Genomic DNA, 21,981 nt, shown 5'->3' with positions numbered 1-21,981 from the left:
GGTTTACTTTCTGGCTTTACGTTTGCTGTCGAAGTTCCAATAGGTGGTGAGGATTTGCAGGTTTTGGAAGTCTTGTAAACAGATGACTTGCAAGCCTCTGAGGGTGTCGGTGAATTTGGCGTAGGGACTGGTTTTGAGTTGGCGATCGCTTAATGTGTAGATGATCGCGCCGTGCCGATCGCTGCGTTGTTGTCCGTAGGCGATCGCAACGCGGATCATGTCGTTGCTGATGGCGCGTTGTTGTTGGCGGCGTTGGAGGTGGTTGAGGTCTTTGGGTTTGCGGATGGGGGTAAGGGTGATCGCTTGATCTAGGAGTTCGTCGGTGGCGGCGATTTGTTGGATTTGTTTGTGGGTGTTCATAACCTTGTTGGTGATTTATGTCGATGAATTCATTAAAACGCCATCACCAAAATAAAAACCCTTGTGGAATCCCTAAAATGCCCTAGAATGCCCTAGACTTTGCAAATAGGGGATTACAAGTATTTTTTAGTAGGCTATGATAGGCATCAAAGCAATGGTTTGCACGCAAAAACTATGTCCTATCAAAAATTTCTGAATGACATTGCAGATAAATATGATCTTTCAGGAGATGAGAAAGAAGTTTTTTGTGTCGAGTTTGAAGATTTTAAGTTAAATAAAACTCAGACTAGGATTGCTCAAGGTTTAAATATTTCGCTAGACACTTTAGAGGCTCGAATGACGAGTATCTATAAAAAGTTCTCAACAAATTGCACGGAGTTAAGTACGAAAAGCAAAGGTAAGTTAAAAGTTCTTGGGTATTGGTTGCAAAATCAATATGAAGAAAAAGATCGCGTTTTGACATTACAGCCTATTGATTGGCAGAAAGAAACTAGAAAAATGCTAGAAGATTTGAAGGATCTGACTACTGAGGTTTTGACTGCTGGGGATGGGATTCGCTTTGACTTTGATGATGTTTTTGTGCCTTTGGGCGTGGTGGAGCGTCAAGAAAGAACTAAACGGAAAGAAGATGATGGTGCACCTGATCGCGGATCTGAGTTGTATGAGGAAAAGGTAACGCCGATTACTCATGATGAGTTTTTTGAAGATGTGCTTTTGCGGGGTAATACCAGAATCAGCAATGGTAAGCGGATTGCGGTAATTGGGGAAGCGGGAGCAGGAAAAACTACGCAGTTACAGAAAATTGGTTCTTGGTTACTCCGAGAAGAAAGTGATGATATTCCAATTTGGATTTCTTTGGCTGATTTAGCAACAATACCTTTAGAGGAATTTATATTTGAAAACTGGGTGCGTAATGCTTCTGGAAAAAGAGTTGCGCCACAAGAGTGGAAAGATTCGCTTGAGGATGCGAGCGCTTCTGGAAAAGTTTGGTTGTTGCTTGATGGTGTTGATGAGATGACGGTTAGCAATCCGCTTTCTTATCTGGCTAATCAATTAAAAGAAGGCTGGCTCAAGAATGTGCGGGTTGTTTTGACTTGTCGGGTGAATGTTTGGGATGGTGGTAAAAATGCGCTAACAGATTTTGATATCTATCGAAATTTAGATTTTGATTATCCTAATGATGTATATGAATTTATTGATAAGTGGTTTGCTGGCGCTCCAGAGTTGGCAGGGAGTTTAACGCAAGCTTTAGAACAGGCGGGGAAAGAGCGCATCCGCGATATGGTGAAAAATCCTTTGCGGTTGACTTTGCTTTGTTATAGTTGGCAGTTGAAGCAAGGGGAATTGCCTGAGACTAAAGCAGGGCTTTATGAGTGGTTTGTGGAGGCATTTTATAAATGGAATAAGGGCAAAGCTCAAATTGAACTTTCTCGCAGTCAGGAAGATAAACTGAATCGATCTTTAGGGGAACTAGCAAAACGGGCTATAGATGGGGAAACTTCGTGGTTTCGTTTGACTAAGAATTTTATTGAGAATGTCTTCAGAGAGTTTGATATTGATTTATTCGATCTTGCGCTTAAACTCAATTGGTTAAACGAGATTGGCGTTGCGGCAGAAGATCCTCTAGAGACTGTTTATGCTTTTTATCATCCATCTTTTCAAGAGTATTTTGCTGCTTTGGCAATTGATGATCAGTCATACTTCTTGATTCATAACCCTAATCATATATCTCAAGGAAATTATCGTATATTCTATGGCAAGTGGACTGAAGTTTTTCTTTTCTGGTTAGGTAGAAACGAAAAACATTTACTGAACCAGAAGCAATCTTTGATACATAGTTTGATTAATTTTAAAGATGACTGTTATGGTTTATATGAGGAAAAAGCATTTGTACTCGTAGCGAAGGGGACATCAGAGTTCTATGATTTTGATGAAATAGTTGATTTTATTCAAAAGGTTGTCAATAAAGTATTTAGCTATTTTAACGAATCTGAGTGTGATTGGATTGAAGAATTGATTCCTTATTATCAATTAAAGAAAAAATCTAACATACTCTATCAGATGGATTCATATTTCGTATGGCTAGAACTAGAGGAATTACATAATGATTTAATGAAAACATGTCAGAGTTTTTTGGATGACAATAAATTGGATTTAATCTCATATACAAGTTGGTCGCCTAATCTGAAAGATTATCTGAAGTGTCTTATGGTTCAAGAATTTATGATTCTTGAGATTGCTGGGAATATAGATCCTAAGCATCCAATCATAGTGGAAAGACTAATTTTCCAATTAGCATACGACTATATGCTAATTGGACATAATGTATCAACATATGATTTGCTAAATCTATACAAGAAAAATTGTTTAGAAAATCCATTAGCTATTACAGCGCTAAGAAACAAGATATCCATTTATGAGGAGATTTTGAGCAGACATGAAAATGAATTAGATTTAGCTTTAAACAACGAAGAAGAAAACACAAATGATCTTCCAAAAATCAAGAATCAAAAAATAGAGGCTATCAACAATATAAAATCATATATAAATGAGCTTGGACAGACATTAGCAATTATAGATGCTTCATATAAACATATAGATATCCAATTTGATAGAACACCTTGGAAACATACTTCAATATTTGATCTAGGCTTTAATGTAAACATTATTCAAAATCAGTCACTTGACAGCTTAACAACACAAGAACTTTTAGACTTAATTACTCCTCATAAATTTACTGTTGATATTTGCTATCAACTAAGAGAAAGAGGTATGAGTGATCTTGAGATTCTGGAAAAACTTATGAAATTGTTAGATGAAGTTTGGAAGATTTCCGATATAGATAAAGTAGATAGATATCGCATACTTTTTCTTCTGGAAGAATTTGCTAGTGATGAAAACTGGATAGAACTAACAAAATGTTTTGTGCGTGAATATTTATTAGGGATGTTAGATCCAGATTTTATTTACTGTAAGTCTGATATGAAAAGAATATATGAATATTTGCTCGCTACTACAGACAATATTAACTACGTTACGTTTAATGATATATGCCAAGCCTGTAGTAGCAATTTAGGTCTATTAAAATTAAGTTCAGCAGAAGATATTAGCTATCTTTATTCTCAATTTATTGATATAGATAAAGTTCAAGAACAAATTGATCGTCATGCTGACCATCCCGAAATACGCTGTTTAGTTGTCGATATCCGCCATCTCGAACAAGAGAGAGATCCTAACGTAATCGCAAAGAAATTAACTAACAAAATTTTTAATTCTATCGGTCGTAGGATTCCAGTAGTTCAAGATGTCGCTTGTTTAGAGCGTGAATTACTTAATCTAAAGTTAGAGCCTGAATTCGAGAAATTAGCGATCGCCCTTTATGGCAAAAGTGCTAATGAGGCGATCGCCCAACTATGTCAAAGCCTATCGCCAATCCAAACATGCCTATTCACAGGAGAACAAACCACCCAAGAACTCATTATTCAAATTAATGCTTGGTTATCGGAAATGTAAGACAGGAGAAATAAAATGAATACCAAAGAAGCGATCGCCCATGAAATCGAACAAGTACCTGAACCATTATTAGAACAAGTACTCGAATTTTTACTATCTCTAAAATCTCAATACCAGCAAGAAAAGCTAGAAATCACCATAATGAGCGAATCATCCCTAGCCAAAGACTGGCTTAGTCCAGAGGAAGACGAAGCATGGCAAGATTTGTAAAAGGAGATATCGTGATTGTTCCTTTCCCATTCTCTGACCTATCACAAAGCAAACGCCGCTCTCATTATAAAAATCGGTTTCATAATGAGAATTGCTAGCTAACTATATAGTAAATTTATAGGACTCGATTAGCTTTATAAATTATTAGGTATGACTCAAAAGATTGCATTTCTAGGTTTAGGCGTAATGGGTGGTGCAATGGCTGCCAACTTAGTCAAACGAGGGTATTCAGTACTAGGTTGGAATCGCACTAAAGATCGTCCCACAATCTCTACATTTACAAGTGTAGGCGGTACATTAGCCAAGTCCTTAGAAGATGCAGTCAGTTTTGCCGATGTGGTTTTTTCTTGTTTAGGAGATGTTCCTGATGTCACCGAGGTACTAATTGGTGATCAGGGAGCCATGCACTTTGCCAGAGCCAACACCCTATTTATCGATACCAGTACCATCGGCAGTGATGCGGCGAAAAATATTGGTAATGCCTTAATGCATGATGGTTTGAGATTTTTGGATGCACCAGTTTCGGGTGGTGATGTGGGCGCACGCAATGGCACATTGACTTTTATGGTGGGAGGTAATCCTGAAAATTTACAAGAATGTTTACCACTATTTGAAGCGATGGGTAGCAATATCAAACATTGCGGGGCGATCGGTAGTGGTCAAGCCGTCAAGCTTTGCAATCAAACTCTTGTATCTGTGTATATGCTTGCTCTCTGCGAAACCATGCAGATTGCCGAGAAAATGGGTGTTGATCCTCAATTAGTAGTTGATGTCTGCGGTAGTGGCGCGGCTGGCTCATGGGCTTTAAATAATCTAGGAATGAAAGTTGCCAAAGGTGATTATCAAGCGGGTTTTGCGATCAAACATATGCTCAAGGATTTACGATTGGTGCAAGAAATCAGCGATCGCCAAAATCTTAATTTTTCCGTAGATTTACCTGCGATCGCCTTGGCTATGCAAAATTTCCAAAAAGTGAGTCAGCTCGATGATGGACTGGGTGCAGAGCAAGGCACACAAGCGATGATTCGCGCTTATCAATAAGGCTGTGTGTACTCTTAAAAGTAGTGGCGGCGCTTTGCGTCCTTACTACTTTATAGGGTTTAAATCTTAAATTGTTAAAAATCTTGCAAACTCTAGCAAGTATGCTTTGATACAATGCGAAGCTAATCCCATAAAGATGCCTCCGCTCCTCCAGAAAAAATGCAACTGGCAAAACGACTTCGTAATATTCAGCCTTCCTTAACTCTAGCGATCGACGCAAAAGCTAAGGCAATGAAGGCTAGTGGAATTGATGTTTGTAGCTTTAGTGCTGGCGAACCAGACTTTGATACACCCGACCATATCAAAGCTTCGGCAAAATTAGCGCTCGATCAAGGTAAGACAAGATATACCGCCGCCGCAGGTATACCCGAACTCAAACAGGCGATCGCTGCCAAGCTCCTGCGCGATAATCAAGTAACCTATAAGCCTGAACAAATCATCGTTACTAATGGTGGGAAGCACTCACTTTATAACTTGATGATGGCAATCCTTGATGATGGGGATGAGGTGATTATTCCTGTGCCGTTTTGGGTGAGCTATCCTGAAATGGCAAAACTTGCCGAAGCAACTCCAGTATTTGTAATTACGACTGAGGAAACTGGCTACAAAATCACCCCTGAACAATTAGAAGCGGCAATTAATCCCAAAACCAAACTTTTTGTTCTCAATTCTCCTTCTAATCCCACTGGGATGGTCTATTCACCTGCGGAAATCAAGGCTCTAGCTGAAGTTTTGGAACGACATCCCCACGTTTATATTGTTTCCGATGAGATTTACGAGAAGATTCTCTACGATGGCGCAACCCATATCAGTATTGCCTCAGTAAGTCCCGCAATGTACGATCGCACCTTAATCAGTAGCGGCTTTGCCAAAGCTTACTCGATGACAGGTTGGCGGGTTGGCTATTTGGCGGGTTCACCTGAAATCATCAAAGCCGCAACGATGATCCAAGGGCATAGCACCTCGAATATCTGTACCTTTGCTCAGTATGGTGCAGTTACAGCACTCAATGATTCCCAAGAATGCGTAGAAACGATGCGGAAAGCCTTTGCTGAGCGTCGTGATGTGATGTATGACCTGTTAACTTCCATCTCAGGGCTGACTTGTCCTAAACCCGATGGGGCATTCTATCTCTTCCCTAGCATTAAGTCCTTTGGAATGCCTTCTCTTGAGTTTTGCGACAAACTACTTGAAGAGTTTAAAGTAGCGGTAATTCCGGGCATTGCTTTTGGTCTAGATAACTGCATTCGGCTATCCTACGCGACTAATTTAGAAACAATTCGCGAAGGTTGCGATCGCATTCGTCAATTTGCGGAAAAACATTTTTAATCCAAAATGTCAAAAAGAAAGCGGCGCATCGCGCCGCTTTCTTTTTGGGAAAATTCTTTTTGGGAGAATAAAGTGATGAACAAAATATACTTCGCTATAGCTATTTTGCTACTCCTTCTCAGTGGATCTTTGGGGCTAATTTTTTGGTTGCAGAACAATAATCAACCATCGGCGATCACTGAATCTCTAATCGATCCCTATGGACTGAACATGTATCCTTCTCATCCTATAAACCGTGATCTAAACAAACCTTTAGTCGTATTTTTTGGTGACTCCCGTGCAGTGGCTTGGCCGGCGATCGCCAATATCCCCTTTGAATTTATCAATCGCGGCATCAATGGACAAACGACTGATCAAGTACTGGGTAGGCTATCAGCCCATGTTGCCTCGTTATCACCTCAAATCGTCGTCGTCCAAGTCGGTGTGAACGACCTGAGAGATTTTGCCACATTTCCCAATCAATCACAGAATATAGTCAATAACTGCAAACAAAATATTCAAAAAATTGTTGATCGATTAACCCAAGAACTAAAAGCAACTGTCATTCTCACTACAATTTTTCCGACAAGTGAGTTATCTCAATCAATGGGAGCCTATTGGCCAGAAGAAGCCGATCGCGCAATTATTGAGATTAATCAATTTATCAAATCACTCAAAAGCGATCGCGTTATTATCTTAGACGCAGCAACACTTCTAGCAGATGAGAGTGGCAAGGTTCGCCCAATCTATAGCCGCGACATTCTGCATCTCAATAACCAAGGCTATATAATGCTTAACGCAGAGTTATTGAAAATACTCACAAATTACAAAAATATAGCTGTCGCCAAGAATTGAGTGGCGGCGCTTCGCGCCGCCACTCAATTCTTGGGTTTGTCCTTGGCGACAGCTATATTAATTCACGAGGATTGGACAGTTAAACGGATGGCTAAATTTTACGATCGCATTACGACCGAGTTGCAAACATTCATTGAAGCTCAGCATATTTTCTTTGTGGCAAGCGCTCCCAATGAGGGACGCATCAATCTCTCACCCAAGGGAATGGATGCTTTGCGCGTAATTAGCGAGTCTGAAATCGCCTATCTTGATCTCACAGGAAGCGGCAATGAAACCGCCGCGCATCTCCTCGAAAACAGCCGAATTACTGTCATGCTTTGTAGCTTTACCGAGAAGCCTCTCATTCTGCGCCTCTATGGTCAAGGTGAGCCAATCCGTCCCAGAGATGCAGCATGGCAAGAATATTTATCGCTATTTCCTGCGATCGCTGGTACTCGTCAAATTGTGCGCGTCAAAGTGGAATCTGTGCAAACATCCTGTGGCTTCGCTGTGCCTTTTTATGAGTTTTCAGGCGATCGCACTGTCTTAAAGGAATGGGCTGAGAAGAAAGGCGAGGAAGGTGTGTATGCCTATTGGCAAGAAAAAAATCAGCACAGCATTGATGGCTTACCCACCAAGCTTCTATAGCAATGCAAACTTTAAGTAAGCGAAAATCTACTAATAGCGTAAGGAATAATTTTTGTTGAGCGTTTACCGCTAAATGTGAGTTAAGGTATTATCTGACTCAACGTTAAAATAAAAGCATTCTTATGGTGCAAGAACTCAAACTGATCTCTAAAGAGGTCAGATTCCCCGATAGCGCTCCTGCTGCTTATCCTGTATTTTTCAGGACTTATAGCCGTAAATATAATAACAAACGCGAAAGCTGGGCTGAAGTATGCGATCGCACACTTACAGGTTTAAAAACGCTAGGTAAGTTGACTCAAGAACAAGCTGACCTGATCGACAAGATGCAAAAGCAGCTTAAGTCCCTTACCTCTGGACGTTGGCTGTGGGTCGGTGGTACAGAATGGGTCGATCGCCCCGAAAATTTCTCTGGCTCCTACAACTGCACCAGCACCAATGTGATCGACTGGCGCTCTTTTGGCTTGATGATGGATCTGGCTATGCAGGGATCTGGCACTGGCGGCGTATTAGAGCCGCAGTACATCAGCCAACTGCCCGTAATCCGTAACCAGTTGCAAGTAAATGTCGTTGGTGCGATCGGTGATACCCCTGTCGAAAAACGCCGCCACAATACCGAAGTCGAATTTGACTATGCTAATAATGCGGTCAAGTTTGTTGTCGGCGATAGTCGCCAAGGTTGGGTTAAGTCCTACCAATCGCTATTAGAGCTATGCAGCGATGAAAATTTTGACGCAGCTAAGCCTGTCCAAGTCACTGTTGATATCAGCGATGTACGCCCCAGTGGTGAAGCCCTCAAAGGTTTCGGCGGTATGGCAAATCCTGTCAAGTTGCCCACGCTCTACGATCGCTGTGCCAATATTTTAAATAAAGCTATCGGTCGTCAACTCACCTCGGTTGAGTGCTGTATCCTCATCGATGAAGCCGCAGTTTGCATCGTGGCAGGTAACATACGTCGTTGTCTACCTGAAGATGCTCTTGTGCATACATCCAAGGGATTAGTTGCGATTAAAGATGTGCAGGTTGGCGATTTGGTACAAACTCCTCTGGGATTTCGGAAAGTCCTGAATAAATTTGATCAGGGAATGCAAGAAGTTCAAGAAATTGAAACCAATGCTACTTTCCCTAGAGCAACGATTAACCACCGAGTAGCAGTTTTGTCTGATGCCAAGGGTAGCATTCGTTGGAAATATGTGGCGGCACTTGATGAAGGCGATCGCCTCATGCACAGCACTCAAATTCTTTCAGGAACAGTCACCCATTTACCAGTAGACGATACTGAACAACGTCCTAGTCATAGTCGCACTGCAAAGTCTATTACTATTCCCGCATTAACTCCTGAAGTTGCTTGGTTGATTGGATTCACTCATGGTGATGGCTATGTAGCTTTAGGGCGAAATAAACATGACAAGCCCTATGGACGAGTAGAGTGGGCTATGAATGCAACCCAGCCTGAGCTTAGCCAAAAGCTTCAAGCCAAACTGGATCAAGCTTTAGCAATGTTTGGCTTGACAGCTACTCACGGTGTCGTCAAGGGAGAAAACACTGCAAAAACAGTCTGTTCTTCAATTCGCCTAGCTGAATACTTCTATAAGCATATTAAACAACCAAACACTGTTTTAGAAGTTCCATCTTTCATCTTGCAAGGATCTATAGACGTTCGTTCTGCTTACCTAGCAGGTTTAATGGATAGTGATGGTGCAGTTGATAATCGTCCACCACATCTAGTGACCTCTGTTTACCGTCAATTTGTCAGACAGGTGAGTGCTGTTCTTTCAAGTCTTGGGATTGCTGGCAGGATCAGTATTACTAGACCTAAAGAACAAAACTGGCAAGCAAAATACAACCTCACTATCCCTGCTCTCAAGGAACGATACAACACACTCATTGCTCAGCATTCAGTTAAGGGCGAAATCCGTCAAGGACTGAAGATGTATGGCTTTACGATCGCCGCCGAGATGATGCGTGAAGTATATAGCTACAGTGAAATGCGTGATATGGGATTCCAAGGCTCTCGCTCAGTCAATTCCAACTACGAGCGCTATATTGTCGAATCTGATGTAAGCATGGATATCCCTGTAAGCGTCAAAGGTTTAGGTAGTCAGGACTATGTGCAAACCTACGACATCGAAGTGGAAGAAGCTCATTGCTTCTACTGTGATGGCTATCTGATGCACAACTCAGCAGGTATGCGCCAGTTCTCCTCTGAAGATGCTTTAGGCTCCGTCGCAAAAGATAATCTCTGGCAGCAGGATGAAGCTGGTAATTGGAGAATTGATCCTGAGCGTGATGCTTTGAGAATGGCGAACCACACAAGGGTATTCCATCGCAAGCCGACTGAGCAGGAATGTGTTGATGCAGTTCGTAAGCAATATTATTCGGGTGAAGGTGCAATTCAATGGGCAGGTGAAGCGATCGCGCGTTCTAATGCAGACTTGATTACAACGACCGAACTCAAGCGTGATTTCCTTGCTGCTTATGTGAAAGGAGAAGGAAAAGAATGGTTGCGATCGCATCAACCTGAAGTCACTGAACGTGAGTTAGAGCATAGACTACAGCGTTATGCCCTGAATCCATGTGGTGAAATTTTGGGGGCAGATTTCCACTGTAATCTCTCAGAGGTGCATCTTAATCTGATTAATCCTAAGGATGAAAAAGAACAAGAAGCTGCCTTTAAGGCAGGTGCTTTATCAGTTGCATCACTTCTTAATCATCAATTTATCGAGAAACGCTATCAATTTAGCCGTGAAGTTGACCCAATTGTGGGCGTATCCTTCACAGGTCTATTTGACTTCTTCGTTCATGCCTTTGGTGTGGAATGGTTGCGCTGGTTTGAAGCAGGTCGTCCTGATACTGTGCAGGGGCTAGACTTCAAAGAGAAGGAAGCTGATTATCTCAATCGCTGGCGTGAGATTGTACATCAGACGGTTTGGGAATATTGCGACGCGCATGGCTTACGCCGCCCGAATCGTTGCACGACAACACAACCCGCAGGCACGAAATCTTTGCTAACAGGTGCTTCCCCAGGATGGCATCCACCGAAGGCGCAGCGCTTTATCCGTCGGATTACTTTCCGTAAGGAAGATCCTGTGGCACGGGCTTGCATGGACTATGGCTATAGCATCATTCCTTCGCAATCGGATAAGGATGAGAATGGACAATTGCTAAATGATCCCTTCGATCCGAGATGTACGGAATGGCTGGTGGAGATTCCTGTGAGCGTTTCTTGGGCTGACCTTGACGGTGCGGACAAGGTAGACATCAGCAAGTTTGATGTAATGGCTCAGTTTGATTTCTATATGCAGGTGCAGAAGCATTACACCCGTCATAATACTTCCGCAACTTTAGAATTGCGTGAGGCGGAAATCGAGCCTTTAGGGAAGAAGATTTACGAAGCGATTCGTGATGATGAGGGTTATATCTCGGCGGCGCTGTTGGCGCGTTTTGATGACCTGCAAACTTTCCCTCGATTGCCATTTGAGCCAATTGATAAGGCGACTTATGAGAAGCTTAGTGCTGAGGTGCTAGAACGTCGCAAGTCTGATGATTTTTACGCGAGTTTGTTGCGTTATGATTCGGGTGAGTTGATGGATGCGGGCCCTGCGGGTTGCGATTCTGATAAGTGTATGTTCCCTGAGCAGAAGCCATAAATCGCAGCAAATAACATATAGGGCATATAGGTGTTGCTACAATAGCGATCAAAACTTGTAGTAAACACTTATATGCTCTCCCAACAAATATCAGGATTTCAAGAAGCATTAAACGCTATAGAATCTTTGTCTTTAGACGATCAATTAGCATTGCTAGATGTTTTGCATAATCGATTGAAACTGCGTCAACGTCATCAAATTGTGCAGGAAGTACAAGAAGTGAGGCAAGAATTTATGGAAGGTAAATTTAAAAGTGGTTCTGTTGATGACTTTTTAGCGGAGCTAGATCGTTGAGAAATATTAATTGGACATCTAAATCGTTGAGGGCTTTTAAAAAGCTAATTCGCAAGAATCCACAGCTAAGACCACGTTTGCCTGAGTCTAGCAAAACTTTTACTGCGCGGCAATTACTGAATTCTGGGTTGATTGGTGTGTGGGAGAATCGTACTGATATTAAGGATAAGGATAGTTTGACCTAGGCTCGGCAGTTGCGCGATCAATCTTAAACGAAGCGCTATATTTTTTTTGCAAAATATTATATAATTTTAAGACAACTTAATTTCATCCAATAAATTTATATGTATTATCCAAATAACATTGAAGAGATATGCTGGGATCAAGACCATATAGAAAAAGTATGGAATGAGATGCAGAAATTTATACCAACCTATTTTCAAAAATATATTGATACAGAAAGCGGACAGGCAATATCGGAAAGTGATATTGAAAGACTTGCTGCAAGTTTTGGTTCTACATCTATCCCTAACAGCAGACCAAGAAATGCCACAGAAATTTTAAGAAGGCTTCTGAGAGAATCGATAGTCAATTATGAAAAAGATCGTCAACCATATCAAGAGAAGCTTAACCTAGAAGCACTTGAAGAGTATAAGCATGATGTGAATTCTTTCAAAAATACAGTTTTAAGAAAGCAGATTCCTATTATTAACAGAACATTAAATAGTACAGCGCAAGAACTAGAAAAATTCAAAATAGCATTTAGGGATTCACAAGCAGGTGACTTATTTAAAGTAACTTTTAACATTGTTGAATTAGCCTGTGAATGGCATGACGATTGGTATGAGGAGGATAAATTTGAGGAAATTAATACTTGTGATGATTTAGAATATTATGAGCTTGATGAAGACGAATATATAGTATATGGCGTTATTGGTGGGGGCATTAAAAGCCAATTCATCTATAAACTTTTCCCTGAGATGTTTCCAAATAGAAGTAGAGAAGCAATTTGGGCTTTATATTATTTAAGTAACAAACAAAGATTTGGATGCCATGAGGACTCTCAATTCCTTATGATAAACACACAAGAAGGAACCACTCAACAGAATTACTTCTATCCATATAGTTTATTTGCTTTCTACGCCCTGCAAATTTTCAAGAAGTTAAGAGTACTTTACTCAGAACATGGAATAACTTTGCCGAATGAACATAGATTTGTTGCAGTTGATTCTTTCCTTTCATTTGTAGCAAGAACTAATCAATCCGAGATAGATATCTTAAAACAAAGATCAAATAATTACCATTATGACTATTAACGCCAAAGAAATCTTTGAAGAGAATTTTCCTTCATTAGCAAGCAAATATGCTTTATATCCATTTCAAGAAAGAGTAATTAACCATGTTGTCAATAATGGCTCTACATTAGCAGTGATGCCTACAGGTGGAGGAAAATCTCTCATTTATTGGGTTGCGGCAAAAGCATTAAAAGGAACTTGTTTAGTCGTTTCACCTTTGATTGCACTGATTGATGAACAAGCAGAAAAACTTACAAATGAAGGTTTTTCTGTTTTGGCTATTCATAGCGGGATGGGTTCTTCAGAGCAAATCAAACAATTAAAAAAGTTTGCCAGAGGTGAATCCAGTCTTGACTTTATTTTTGCCAGTCCAGAAAGAATGGCAACAGATGGATTTTTTGAATATTGTATTTCATTGCAAAAACATAAAATCAAATTAGTTGTTATTGATGAAGTTCATTGCATAAGTCAGTGGGGATTTGATTTCAGACCATTTTATAAACATATACCAACTTTTCTTAATTCAGTCTTTGGAAAAGAATCTCCAAGAATTTTAGGATTAACCGCAACAATCAATCCAAAAGAATTAATTGATATTACATCTGATTTTAAGATCGAAACTCGTTCGGTTCTTAAAGATGACGTATTGTTGAGATTTGACATTGATTTAAAGATTGAGAAACTAGCAAATGAAGAAGAAAAGAGAGAAAGACTTTGGGCAATAATAGATAATCATCTCAACGAAAAGATATTAGTCTATCTATATCGTAAATATCATAAAGGTGGTGTAGAAGACTTATGTGAAGTTGCGAATCAAAAAGGACTAAAATCTCTACATTTTCATGGGGATATGAGTAGTGACGAAAGAAAGAAAGTCATCAATGAATTTCGAGAAGGTTCAACTAATTTAGTTTTTGCAACCAATGCATTTGGCATGGGTATTGATATTCCAAATATTCGTGTGGTCATCCATTTCATGCTACCCGAATCTATTGAGCAATATTATCAGGAAATAGGAAGAGGGGGTAGAGATGGGAATGGCGCTACTGCTTATATGCTTTACTCTGATAAGAATATTCAAGTAAGAAAGACTCATTTTATTGATAAATCATTTCCGAAGAATGAACAGGAAGTAAAAGACTTATTCAGAAAAGCAACAAACAATGAAGTTGGCAAAAAGACTTTGCAATATTTTGCAGAAGAAGATTTGCAATCCGCTCTACCATATTTTTTGAATTGTGCAGCAATCACGATAGAAGGGAAGGGATTTACAAATTTACAAGTTTTTAGAAGAAATTCAAACAATCTTCTAAAAACAATAATTGATTCCTCAAGAACAGGTATGGTTATTCCTATCCTGCTAAAGCCGAATTTTTCAGAATTAGATTGTAAAGATTTTTTTAATATAACTTATAAAGCTTTGGTTGATGATGAAGCAACGTTAAGTAGAAATCTTGATAAATGTTTAATCATTGAAGCTAAGAAACAAGAACTAGATAACCAAGAACTTTTATCAATTAATGATGAAATTAGAAATAAGAGAGAATATAAGCATAATCTTCTAGACTATCTTGTTTATATTTTTAATAACTTTGATGGTTCAAAATCGATGCATCAAGAAATCGGTAAATATTTAGGTGTAAGCAAGCATCAATTAGACAAAATACATAAAACCGAAAGTGGGGTCTGGGTTCGTTCAAAATCCGAAGTAATAATTGCTAATATTCTTCATCGTTCAAATATTGACTTTCAATATGAAGAGAAACTTTATTACAATGAGACTCAATGGAAAGAGCCAGACTTTACGATAAGACATAAAGGTAAGATATGGTATTGGGAGCATCTTGGGCTTCTAGGAAGTGAGAAATATGAAGTCAGTTGGGCGGTAAAGCAAAATATATACAAAAATCTTGGAGTTTACGATCAAGTAATAATTACTAAGGAAAGTGCAGTTTTAAGTAATCAAGTAAACGAATTAATTAAAAAAATCAAAATGGAATAACAATTGAGGTTTAACGCATCAGTTTTAAACAGATATACCAAGAGTAAAAACTTTCTAATATGCAGACAAACCCAGTAACCGTAAATTTATCTCTACCTTTTAAATCGCTCATTGATATGATGCAATTTTTGGATCTACAAGAGAAAATAAAACTGAGAGACTTATTAAATCAAGAAATAACTGCAAGCCAAGAACAGAAGCTAGACACTGCGGTGGAATGCTTTCAGCGTGGATGAGATGATGCTATGAACGGGAGAACTCACCCAATCTCTGAACTTTGGGATGAGATTGAAGTTGCAGAAGTTCGGTGCATTATTGAAAAAACTTAGCGATCGCTAATCACATTAATAATTTATCAGGCGATCGCATTGCAAATCAGAGAATAGGCGATCGCCCAAACATCTCTCCACAATTGTAAGATGCTTTGATATTTAGAAAGAAAGCCCTAGAGCCAAGCAAGAATCACCTGCGGTAGCACTAAGACTGTAGGATTGAGTTTCAATTGTTTTCGCAACTACCAACATATCCTTATCAAAAACCTTACCGTTGATATTGCAGCTTCCTTTGAGGACAAGCAGGTAATTCCCTAAGTACTTATATCTTATCAAGGAAGTACTTTTAATAATCTTAGAACTCATTCCACCCTTGGGATCTAGAGGAACGTCATATACTTTAACACCTGCTTGGGAATAGGTAAATGTATAATTCTTCTCTAGATCGGGGTCAGCAGTATTGATTTGCACGGGAGTATATGGCTTGATTTTATCTGTATTAGAGAAGTCAGGTGGTGATGCATAGGCAAGGATAAAGAATCCAGTACTATTTGTGATTTTGTGACCACTTTCAGGCGGATTAAAATAAAGAGAACCTGTGGGATAAACTCCCTTAGCATCGGTTTGTGTACCATCAATTGTATAGACAGATTCAGTCATCGAATGATAATGGAGTCCGACACTTCCATTAGGAATTGTGTACCAAAGGATACTGATATGCTGAGTGTCTGCCGCACCAGATAGAATAAGTTTCTCTAGATTGGGTCTGAAGGTAAAAAAATCGTATTTTTTAGGATCGGCGATGAGTTCCTTGAGATCGATAGTAGTTGATTTGCTCAAAGCCGATTTTTTGTCACGGAGAGCGATCGCAGAACTGTGTATATTGTCTGCGAGGACGGTGTTTGCATGAAGATTAAAGCTAACTGAAAAAAACAGCCCCATTGCCAAAAGGGGAATTCTAAATAGTCTCATCACTGCTCACTCTTTCACATGTTGAAATAAAATAGATAATTCAGAAAATATCATGAAGCCTACTGATTTATTTGACCGAATTGCTACAGAATAATTTGTATTTTTTATATTCAAAAAGTAAAAACAGAGGTGCGAGTCATGCTATTTCAAGTTGGCATAGGTATAAATCGCATTGCAACTTAGAGAATAGGCGATCGCTTTCAATACTTGTTAAAATAAACTGATGAAATATGAGTGGGACGAAAACAAAGCAGTCAAAAACTTGGCAAAGCATGGAGTTTCCTTTGCCGAAGCTAAAACCATCTTTGACGATCCGATGTATGTTGATTTCTATGATCTAGACCACTCAGAAGACGAAGAACGTTACCTAATTGTCGGCGAATCAAATCGAGGACGATTGTTAATTGTTTCCTATACAGAGAGAAGAGAATCAATTCGGATCATCAGTGCCAGAGAAGTTACAAAATCGGAGCGTGAAGCATATGAAGAAGGCTGAATTAGAACTAGAAGACGACCTTAGACCCGAATATGACCTCAAAAGTCTGCGTGTCAGAAAACTAGGCTCAGGACGTAAGAGCTTTGGCGGTTCAACTGTGCGTCTAGAACCTGATGTTGCCGCAATATTTCCTAGTGCCGATGCAGTTAATGAAGCCCTAAGATTCCTAATTAGAGTGACGCAACAGAACCAATCCCCTATGAATACAACATTGTCTAACACTCAGGAAAATAATCTGTAGTGTGGTAGCGATATTTTGATTTATTGGGCGATCTCGCATTGCAAATCAGAGACTAGACGATCGCAAGGTTATAATCTTACTCAATTGCAACATTTAAGAGGTTTTTAATGGCTTCTATTACTATTAATCTTCCAGACGAGCAACTTCAAAAAATACAAAAATTAGCTCAAGAAAGTCAAGTATCTCCTGAAGCTCTATTACAAGCAAGCATAGAAGATTGGTTGTCTAGCCCCAAGAAATAGTTTAGCGAAGCCGTAAGCTATGTATTGCAAAAGAATGCCGAACTCTACCGTCGTTTAGCATGATTCGTTATCTCACAATGTGACTTTCCCTTCATGGTAATATGAGCAACGCTTTGCGCTGTCCATATTAAACTTAAAATGTCACAAGTCTACACTTACTCTGATCTAATCACAGGTCGTCTGGTCAGCCGCTACAAACGTTTTTTTGCAGATATAGAACTAGAGAATGGTGAAGTAATTACCGCGCACTGTGCTAATACAGGACCAATGACAGGCGTATGCAAATTGGGAAGTCCTGTTTTAGTTTCCTATCATCCTAGTCCTAAGCGCAAATTGGCTTATAGTTGGGAGGCTATCTATCTAAATGAACAATGGATTGGAGTAAATACGAGTCTTCCCAATCGCGTAATTGGTCACATGCTCGATCGCCATTTATTACCAGAATTAGAGCCGTATACCAATGTCAAAGGTGAAGTAGCCTATGGTAATGAAAAAAGTCGTATTGATTTCTTATTAACTAATGGAGAAAATACTTCTCAAAGAACTTATGTGGAAGTTAAAAATACAACTTGGTGCATGGGAAGTTTGGCGTTATTTCCTGACACGGTGACAACGCGGGGGCAAAAGCATATTCGCGAGTTAATGTCGGTACTTACAGAAGATACATCTGCTGCTTTAATCTTTTTTATCAATCGTGGTGATTGCGATCGCTTTGCCGCAGGAGCGCAAGCTGATCCCGAATATGCAAGGCTTCTAAAAGAGGCGATCTCTAAAGGCGTGAAGGTGTTGCCCTGTCGATTTGCGATCGAGCCGCCAAAAATTACTTACCTTGGCTTAGCTGAGCTAAGTGAATAATTTAGATTGTGCGATTCCGCCGCGCACCTCTAAATTATTCAAAAAAGTAGAGGGGACGTTTTACGTCCCCTCTACTTTTTTGAGTTAAGTCGTTACATATCTGTAAAAGGTTTAACGATTTTCCAGAACGTGTAAGGGACACCAAGACTCAAAACAAAACAAACTGCGAGTTCTGCCATAGGTCAAGAGACAAGTTTTGTATAGCGAAGTTTTTGATCTGTAGCAGATGCCACCAGATAGATCTTTAACCATACAACCTTATTTGCATTTTTGCTATCTCCAGTCGGGCGATATTTTAACCATATTTCCGACAAACCAAGTTGAGATCAAAATGCTCCACTTAGTTTGTCGGAATTTATCGTAAATTCTTTCGCCAAACTCTCCAACTTGTGATAGTCTGTCTCCCTGACGGGGTTACTCCGAAAACTAAAGCCGTTTACAAGCGATTACTGACTCATTTGTAAACAAAAATTCAAAATCAGTAAAAAAACTAAGTAAATCGTTTCTCACACAAGGAAGTGATATCTGTGAAAAATCTAATTAACCTAAATAAAATTTTGCTTGGCTTGACTGCCGTGGGTTGCTTGACAGCGATCGCGGCTCCTTCAGCTCAAGCCCAGCCTGCTTATGGTAGCTACGTAGGTGCAGGTGCTAGCTTTGGCTTTACCAGTGGCAATAGTAGTGCAGGTGAAAGCTCGCGCACCTCTGGGCTAATTGCAGCTCGTTATAAGTTTCTAGAATTCCCTGTTTCCGTCAGAACCCAAATTTTGATTGGTAATAGCACCGCAGTTGTGCCAACTGTTTCCTTTGATGTGCCATTAAACTTTGATACTGATGTTTATATTGGTGCTGGTGTAGCGCTTTCTAATACCGTTGATACAACTCCAGTAGGCAACAGAAATAGCTTTGTGATCCAGCCTGGTATTGATTACACAGTACCTAATAGTAATCTTGTCCTATTTGGTAATGTGATCTTCGCTTTTGATGCCTATCGCAATTCTCCAGGGACATCAGCAACTTCTTTACAAACTGGTTTGGGCTTACGATTCTAGTAAAGGCAGTTCCTATCATGTCCCAACAAAAATCAGTAAAGGCAGCCTTTGGGGCTGCTTTTATTTTTATATAGCAATGTAAGTTTTGCTTAGGACATAAAACCAAAAAGATGAGTGGCGGCGCGAAGCGCCGCCACTCATCTTTTTGGTTTTGATTTGTTCTAGCTAGCTCTTGCGTTGCTATAGAGTAGCGACATTGCTTAGTCTTTTCTACAAAGAACCGTTTTTTTTGTGGCGTGGCGAAGCCGCGCTACAAAAAACTGGTTTTTTATTTGGCGTAAGTCCTACAAATTAAAATGATAATATTCGTAAAACTGTCCTAGGTAAGACGATGAGCGCACCAACAGCAACTAAGATCGGACTCAATACCGCTTTGCCCAGTATTCGTCGCATTCATGCCATTATTCGCGACAAAAACGAAGTGGAAATTAAACTGGTTACAGGCGATCAACTACGCGGCAAAATTGTCTGGATTGATGATCAATGCCTTTGCATGGATGCATCGGGACATAAGATCGTGATTTGGCAACATGCGATCGCCTTTATCAAAGGCTAATTATCAAAGGCTAATTAACTTTTGAAATCTCTGCGATGGTTCTATTGGCTAACCAGTTAGTACACACGCACCGCGTGTGTACTAACTGACTAGAATTTTTGGAGGATATATGGTTTCGACACCATCTTCTATTGTCAAATCTCCCCTCGTGATTAAGTGGGAAAAATTGCCAGATGATCTGCCTTTAGAGGAAGAACCTGTGGAAAATGAAGGGCAACCGCTTTTGGCAGGTGCGTTGCGCGAAAGCCTAGAACTGGTAGGTTTTATTCAACCTGAGATGTTGATTTCGTCTAATTTTGGGCTATGCGCTACGGTCAACGATACGATCGCGATCAAGGCTCCTGATTGGTTGTATGTCGCGGATGTTCAAAAGTATGAGGTGATTCGCGATCGCCGTAGTTATACACCCACACTTGAAGGGGCGACACCGACTGTAGTTATGGAATTTTTGTCCCATAGCGATGGTGGCGAATATTCAGTAAAGCGGACTTTCCCCCTTGGTAAATGGTTTTTTTATGAGCAGATTTTGCATGTGCCTGTATATGTGATTTTTGAGCCAGTTACAGGTGTGCTAGAGGTCTACTATCTGCAAGGCGATCGCTATGAACTCGCTCAACCAAACGCGGAAGGGCATTTCTGGATCGAGGCGATGAAGTTGTATTTGGGCGTATGGCAGGGGTCTAAAGAACAACGTGATGGCTATTGGTTACGCTGGTGGGATGAGCTAGGTAATATTTTGCCTTGGGCTGTGGAGCTAGTTGCACAGGAGCGACAAATTGCCGAGCAGGAGCGTTTACGTGCTGAGCAGGCAAATGAACGGGCTGAAAAGTTAGCTAATTATTTGCGATCGCAAGGAATCAACCCCGATGAATTGCCCTAAGTGGAAATCTACAGCAAATACCGATCAAACAAACCTCAAGAGATTTTTAAAAGTGTTGCTTTGCAACACTTTTAAAAATCTCTTGGTTTGGATTTGAGCGCAAAGCGCCGCCATGCTGAATCAGAAATCTAATTAATCATGAAAGCGGAATTTTATTACAGTCAGCGTAAGTATGAATGCATGGTTGTGGTGCTTTCCGATGAGCGAGGGGAGAGTAAAGAATTACGCATCCGCAATCATGAAGGCGAAATCTTAGCTGTCAGGCAAGGGCAGAAAACAGCTTTGCGCGGTAAAAGTCGGGCGACTTCGCAGGAAGTCGATATTTTAAAAAATAACTATTACAACTTAATCAAAGCTGCTGTAAACGCGCTCGATCTTGCTGAAAAATACAAGCTGCTTAAAGATAAAGATGAAGAAATTCGTCTGCTTAATGCAGAGATTGCCATTTTTAAGGAAAAAGCTAATCTGTCGGACGAGGAAAGAGGTGAAATCTTACAACTGAGAGATCAAATCAAAACTTTATCCGATCGCCAAAATATTCCTACCTTTAATTATGATGAGCGAGAGACTGAGACAAAACTAATCAAAAGGCTGGGAGTAAAGGCTTGGCAAGAGTTGGAAATATCTAGCAAAAATGATTTATTTAGTGCCTATAAACATAAATATTTAGTTGAGTCAGACATTTTTACAGAGGATTTTTCAGACTACAAACCCTCCTGTTTATATATAGCTAGTGTGGTCGAGAGAGAAATTGTGCATTCTTTTTATAAGAGTTTCTATCACTTTCTTTGCAAGCAAAATCCGATGCAAAGAGATTTTGTGATTGCGGGAGTGATCCTCAAAAATAGAGGCAGATATACCATTGGTAGTTTGCCCTATCTGATTGCTAAGGAATGGGATACTTTTAGTGATGAAATATTAAATAGAGATAGTTTATCTAATGTCGATCGCGATCGCCTTTACTATCACAAAATTAATGATCAGAAAATATCAACTAGCGATCGCCAATTAGTAAATGAATTCTTGGAACAGTGGAATCACCCTGTTTCTAGTTGGCTCTTAGGCAATCAAAAAGCAGCCAGTAAAATTGACCAAATCGCTAAATTACGAAATTTGACGGCACATCCTATGCCAATATACAAATGGCAGTTTACAGAATTATGGCTGCTAGTGATTGGGGGCAAAACTAAAAGTGGTCGTAATCAAAAAGGGTTGCTAAAAGAAATCTATGAGAAACCCAATGAGAACCATTGATTATTTTCAATGATTTTAGGCATCATACAATTATTAAGTTAATGCTTATTTTTGACTATAAACTCTAGT

20 protein-coding genes and 1 pseudogene are annotated in these 21,981 nt (G+C 39.9%); 19 read left to right on the top strand and 2 right to left on the bottom strand.

Annotated elements, in window-relative coordinates; translation table 11 throughout:
* Positions 1–3 precede the first annotated feature (3 nt).
* A complete protein-coding gene (locus tag B9G53_RS16050; protein ID WP_094534040.1) occupies positions 4–360 on the bottom strand; it encodes a hypothetical protein in 357 nt (118 codons plus the stop codon).
* Positions 361–534: 174 nt separating this feature from the next.
* On the opposite strand from B9G53_RS16050, the gene B9G53_RS16045 reads away from it, so the two are divergent.
* The 11 genes from B9G53_RS16045 to B9G53_RS15990 all read left to right on the top strand — a co-directional run bounded on the left by B9G53_RS16045 (position 535) and on the right by B9G53_RS15990 (position 15,092).
* A complete protein-coding gene (locus B9G53_RS16045) occupies positions 535–3,873 on the top strand; it encodes an NACHT domain-containing NTPase (protein WP_094534038.1) in 3,339 nt (1,112 codons plus the stop codon).
* 15 nt (positions 3,874–3,888) lie between these two features.
* A complete protein-coding gene (locus B9G53_RS16040; protein ID WP_094534036.1) occupies positions 3,889–4,083 on the top strand; it encodes a DUF2281 domain-containing protein in 195 nt (64 codons plus the stop codon).
* A gap of 150 nt (positions 4,084–4,233) precedes the next feature.
* Positions 4,234–5,124 carry an NAD(P)-dependent oxidoreductase gene (locus B9G53_RS16030; RefSeq protein WP_094534034.1) on the top strand — a complete coding sequence of 297 codons (891 nt, stop codon included), beginning with the start codon at positions 4,234–4,236 and terminating at the stop codon, positions 5,122–5,124.
* Between the two features lie 159 nt (positions 5,125–5,283).
* Entirely contained in the window at positions 5,284–6,453 is a 1,170-nt protein-coding gene (locus B9G53_RS16025; RefSeq protein ID WP_094534032.1) for a pyridoxal phosphate-dependent aminotransferase, read from the top strand.
* A gap of 75 nt (positions 6,454–6,528) precedes the next feature.
* Positions 6,529–7,287, top strand: a complete 759-nt coding sequence (locus tag B9G53_RS16020) for a GDSL-type esterase/lipase family protein (RefSeq protein WP_176453242.1) — start codon at positions 6,529–6,531, stop codon at positions 7,285–7,287.
* Between the two features lie 87 nt (positions 7,288–7,374).
* Complete coding sequence (locus B9G53_RS16015) at positions 7,375–7,914, top strand: pyridoxamine 5'-phosphate oxidase family protein (RefSeq protein ID WP_094534157.1); 540 nt, start codon at positions 7,375–7,377, stop codon at positions 7,912–7,914.
* Positions 7,915–8,036: 122 nt separating this feature from the next.
* Positions 8,037–11,561, top strand: a complete 3,525-nt coding sequence (gene nrdJ / locus B9G53_RS16010; protein ID WP_094534028.1) for a ribonucleoside-triphosphate reductase, adenosylcobalamin-dependent — start codon at positions 8,037–8,039, stop codon at positions 11,559–11,561.
* A 72-nt stretch (positions 11,562–11,633) separates the two neighbouring features.
* Entirely contained in the window at positions 11,634–11,855 is a 222-nt protein-coding gene (locus B9G53_RS16005) for a hypothetical protein (RefSeq protein ID WP_094534027.1), read from the top strand.
* Positions 11,852–12,040, top strand: coding sequence for a hypothetical protein (locus tag B9G53_RS27480; RefSeq protein ID WP_176453241.1), 189 nt, complete (start codon positions 11,852–11,854; stop codon positions 12,038–12,040). The genes B9G53_RS16005 and B9G53_RS27480 overlap by 4 nt, the downstream gene beginning before the upstream one ends.
* A gap of 99 nt (positions 12,041–12,139) precedes the next feature.
* Positions 12,140–13,111 (top strand): hypothetical protein, encoded by a 972-nt coding sequence (locus B9G53_RS15995; RefSeq protein WP_094534025.1) that lies wholly within the window; start codon positions 12,140–12,142, stop codon positions 13,109–13,111.
* The gene (locus B9G53_RS15990; RefSeq protein WP_094534023.1) at positions 13,101–15,092 is read left to right on the top strand and encodes a RecQ family ATP-dependent DNA helicase; all 1,992 of its coding nucleotides are present in this window, start codon (positions 13,101–13,103) and stop codon (positions 15,090–15,092) included. Before B9G53_RS15995 ends, B9G53_RS15990 begins: the two co-directional genes overlap by 11 nt.
* A 431-nt stretch (positions 15,093–15,523) precedes the next feature.
* Here B9G53_RS15990 and B9G53_RS15985 read toward each other — a convergent pair whose 3' ends face one another.
* Complete coding sequence (locus B9G53_RS15985) at positions 15,524–16,336, bottom strand: cupin domain-containing protein (protein WP_094534021.1); 813 nt, start codon at positions 16,334–16,336, stop codon at positions 15,524–15,526.
* A 223-nt stretch (positions 16,337–16,559) separates the two neighbouring features.
* On the opposite strand from B9G53_RS15985, the gene B9G53_RS15980 reads away from it, so the two are divergent.
* From B9G53_RS15980 to B9G53_RS15945, 8 genes and pseudogenes are all read left to right on the top strand, one after another.
* Positions 16,560–16,832 (top strand): BrnT family toxin, encoded by a 273-nt coding sequence (locus tag B9G53_RS15980; RefSeq protein ID WP_094534019.1) that lies wholly within the window; start codon positions 16,560–16,562, stop codon positions 16,830–16,832.
* A complete protein-coding gene (locus B9G53_RS15975; protein ID WP_094534017.1) occupies positions 16,819–17,073 on the top strand; it encodes a hypothetical protein in 255 nt (84 codons plus the stop codon). Before B9G53_RS15980 ends, B9G53_RS15975 begins: the two co-directional genes overlap by 14 nt.
* A gap of 107 nt (positions 17,074–17,180) precedes the next feature.
* A pseudogene (locus B9G53_RS15970) lies at positions 17,181–17,378 on the top strand (DNA-binding protein).
* A gap of 75 nt (positions 17,379–17,453) precedes the next feature.
* Positions 17,454–18,170: a DNA/RNA nuclease SfsA gene (sfsA, locus tag B9G53_RS15965; RefSeq protein WP_094534015.1), complete on the top strand. Its 717-nt coding sequence runs from the start codon at positions 17,454–17,456 to the stop codon at positions 18,168–18,170.
* A gap of 527 nt (positions 18,171–18,697) precedes the next feature.
* Positions 18,698–19,222: a hypothetical protein gene (locus B9G53_RS15960; protein ID WP_094534014.1), complete on the top strand. Its 525-nt coding sequence runs from the start codon at positions 18,698–18,700 to the stop codon at positions 19,220–19,222.
* Positions 19,223–19,553: 331 nt separating this feature from the next.
* Positions 19,554–19,778, top strand: coding sequence for an RNA chaperone Hfq (locus B9G53_RS15955; RefSeq protein ID WP_094534012.1), 225 nt, complete (start codon positions 19,554–19,556; stop codon positions 19,776–19,778).
* 109 nt (positions 19,779–19,887) lie between these two features.
* Positions 19,888–20,658, top strand: coding sequence for a Uma2 family endonuclease (locus B9G53_RS15950; protein WP_094534010.1), 771 nt, complete (start codon positions 19,888–19,890; stop codon positions 20,656–20,658).
* Positions 20,659–20,796: 138 nt separating this feature from the next.
* The gene (locus B9G53_RS15945; protein ID WP_141211799.1) at positions 20,797–21,912 is read left to right on the top strand and encodes a hypothetical protein; all 1,116 of its coding nucleotides are present in this window, start codon (positions 20,797–20,799) and stop codon (positions 21,910–21,912) included.
* The last annotated feature ends 69 nt before the right edge of the window (positions 21,913–21,981 follow it).

The sequence above is a fragment of the Pseudanabaena sp. SR411 genome (assembly GCF_002251945.1).
GTDB lineage: Bacteria > Cyanobacteriota > Cyanobacteriia > Pseudanabaenales > Pseudanabaenaceae > Pseudanabaena.
This window is presented reverse-complemented; position numbering and strand designations above follow the sequence as displayed.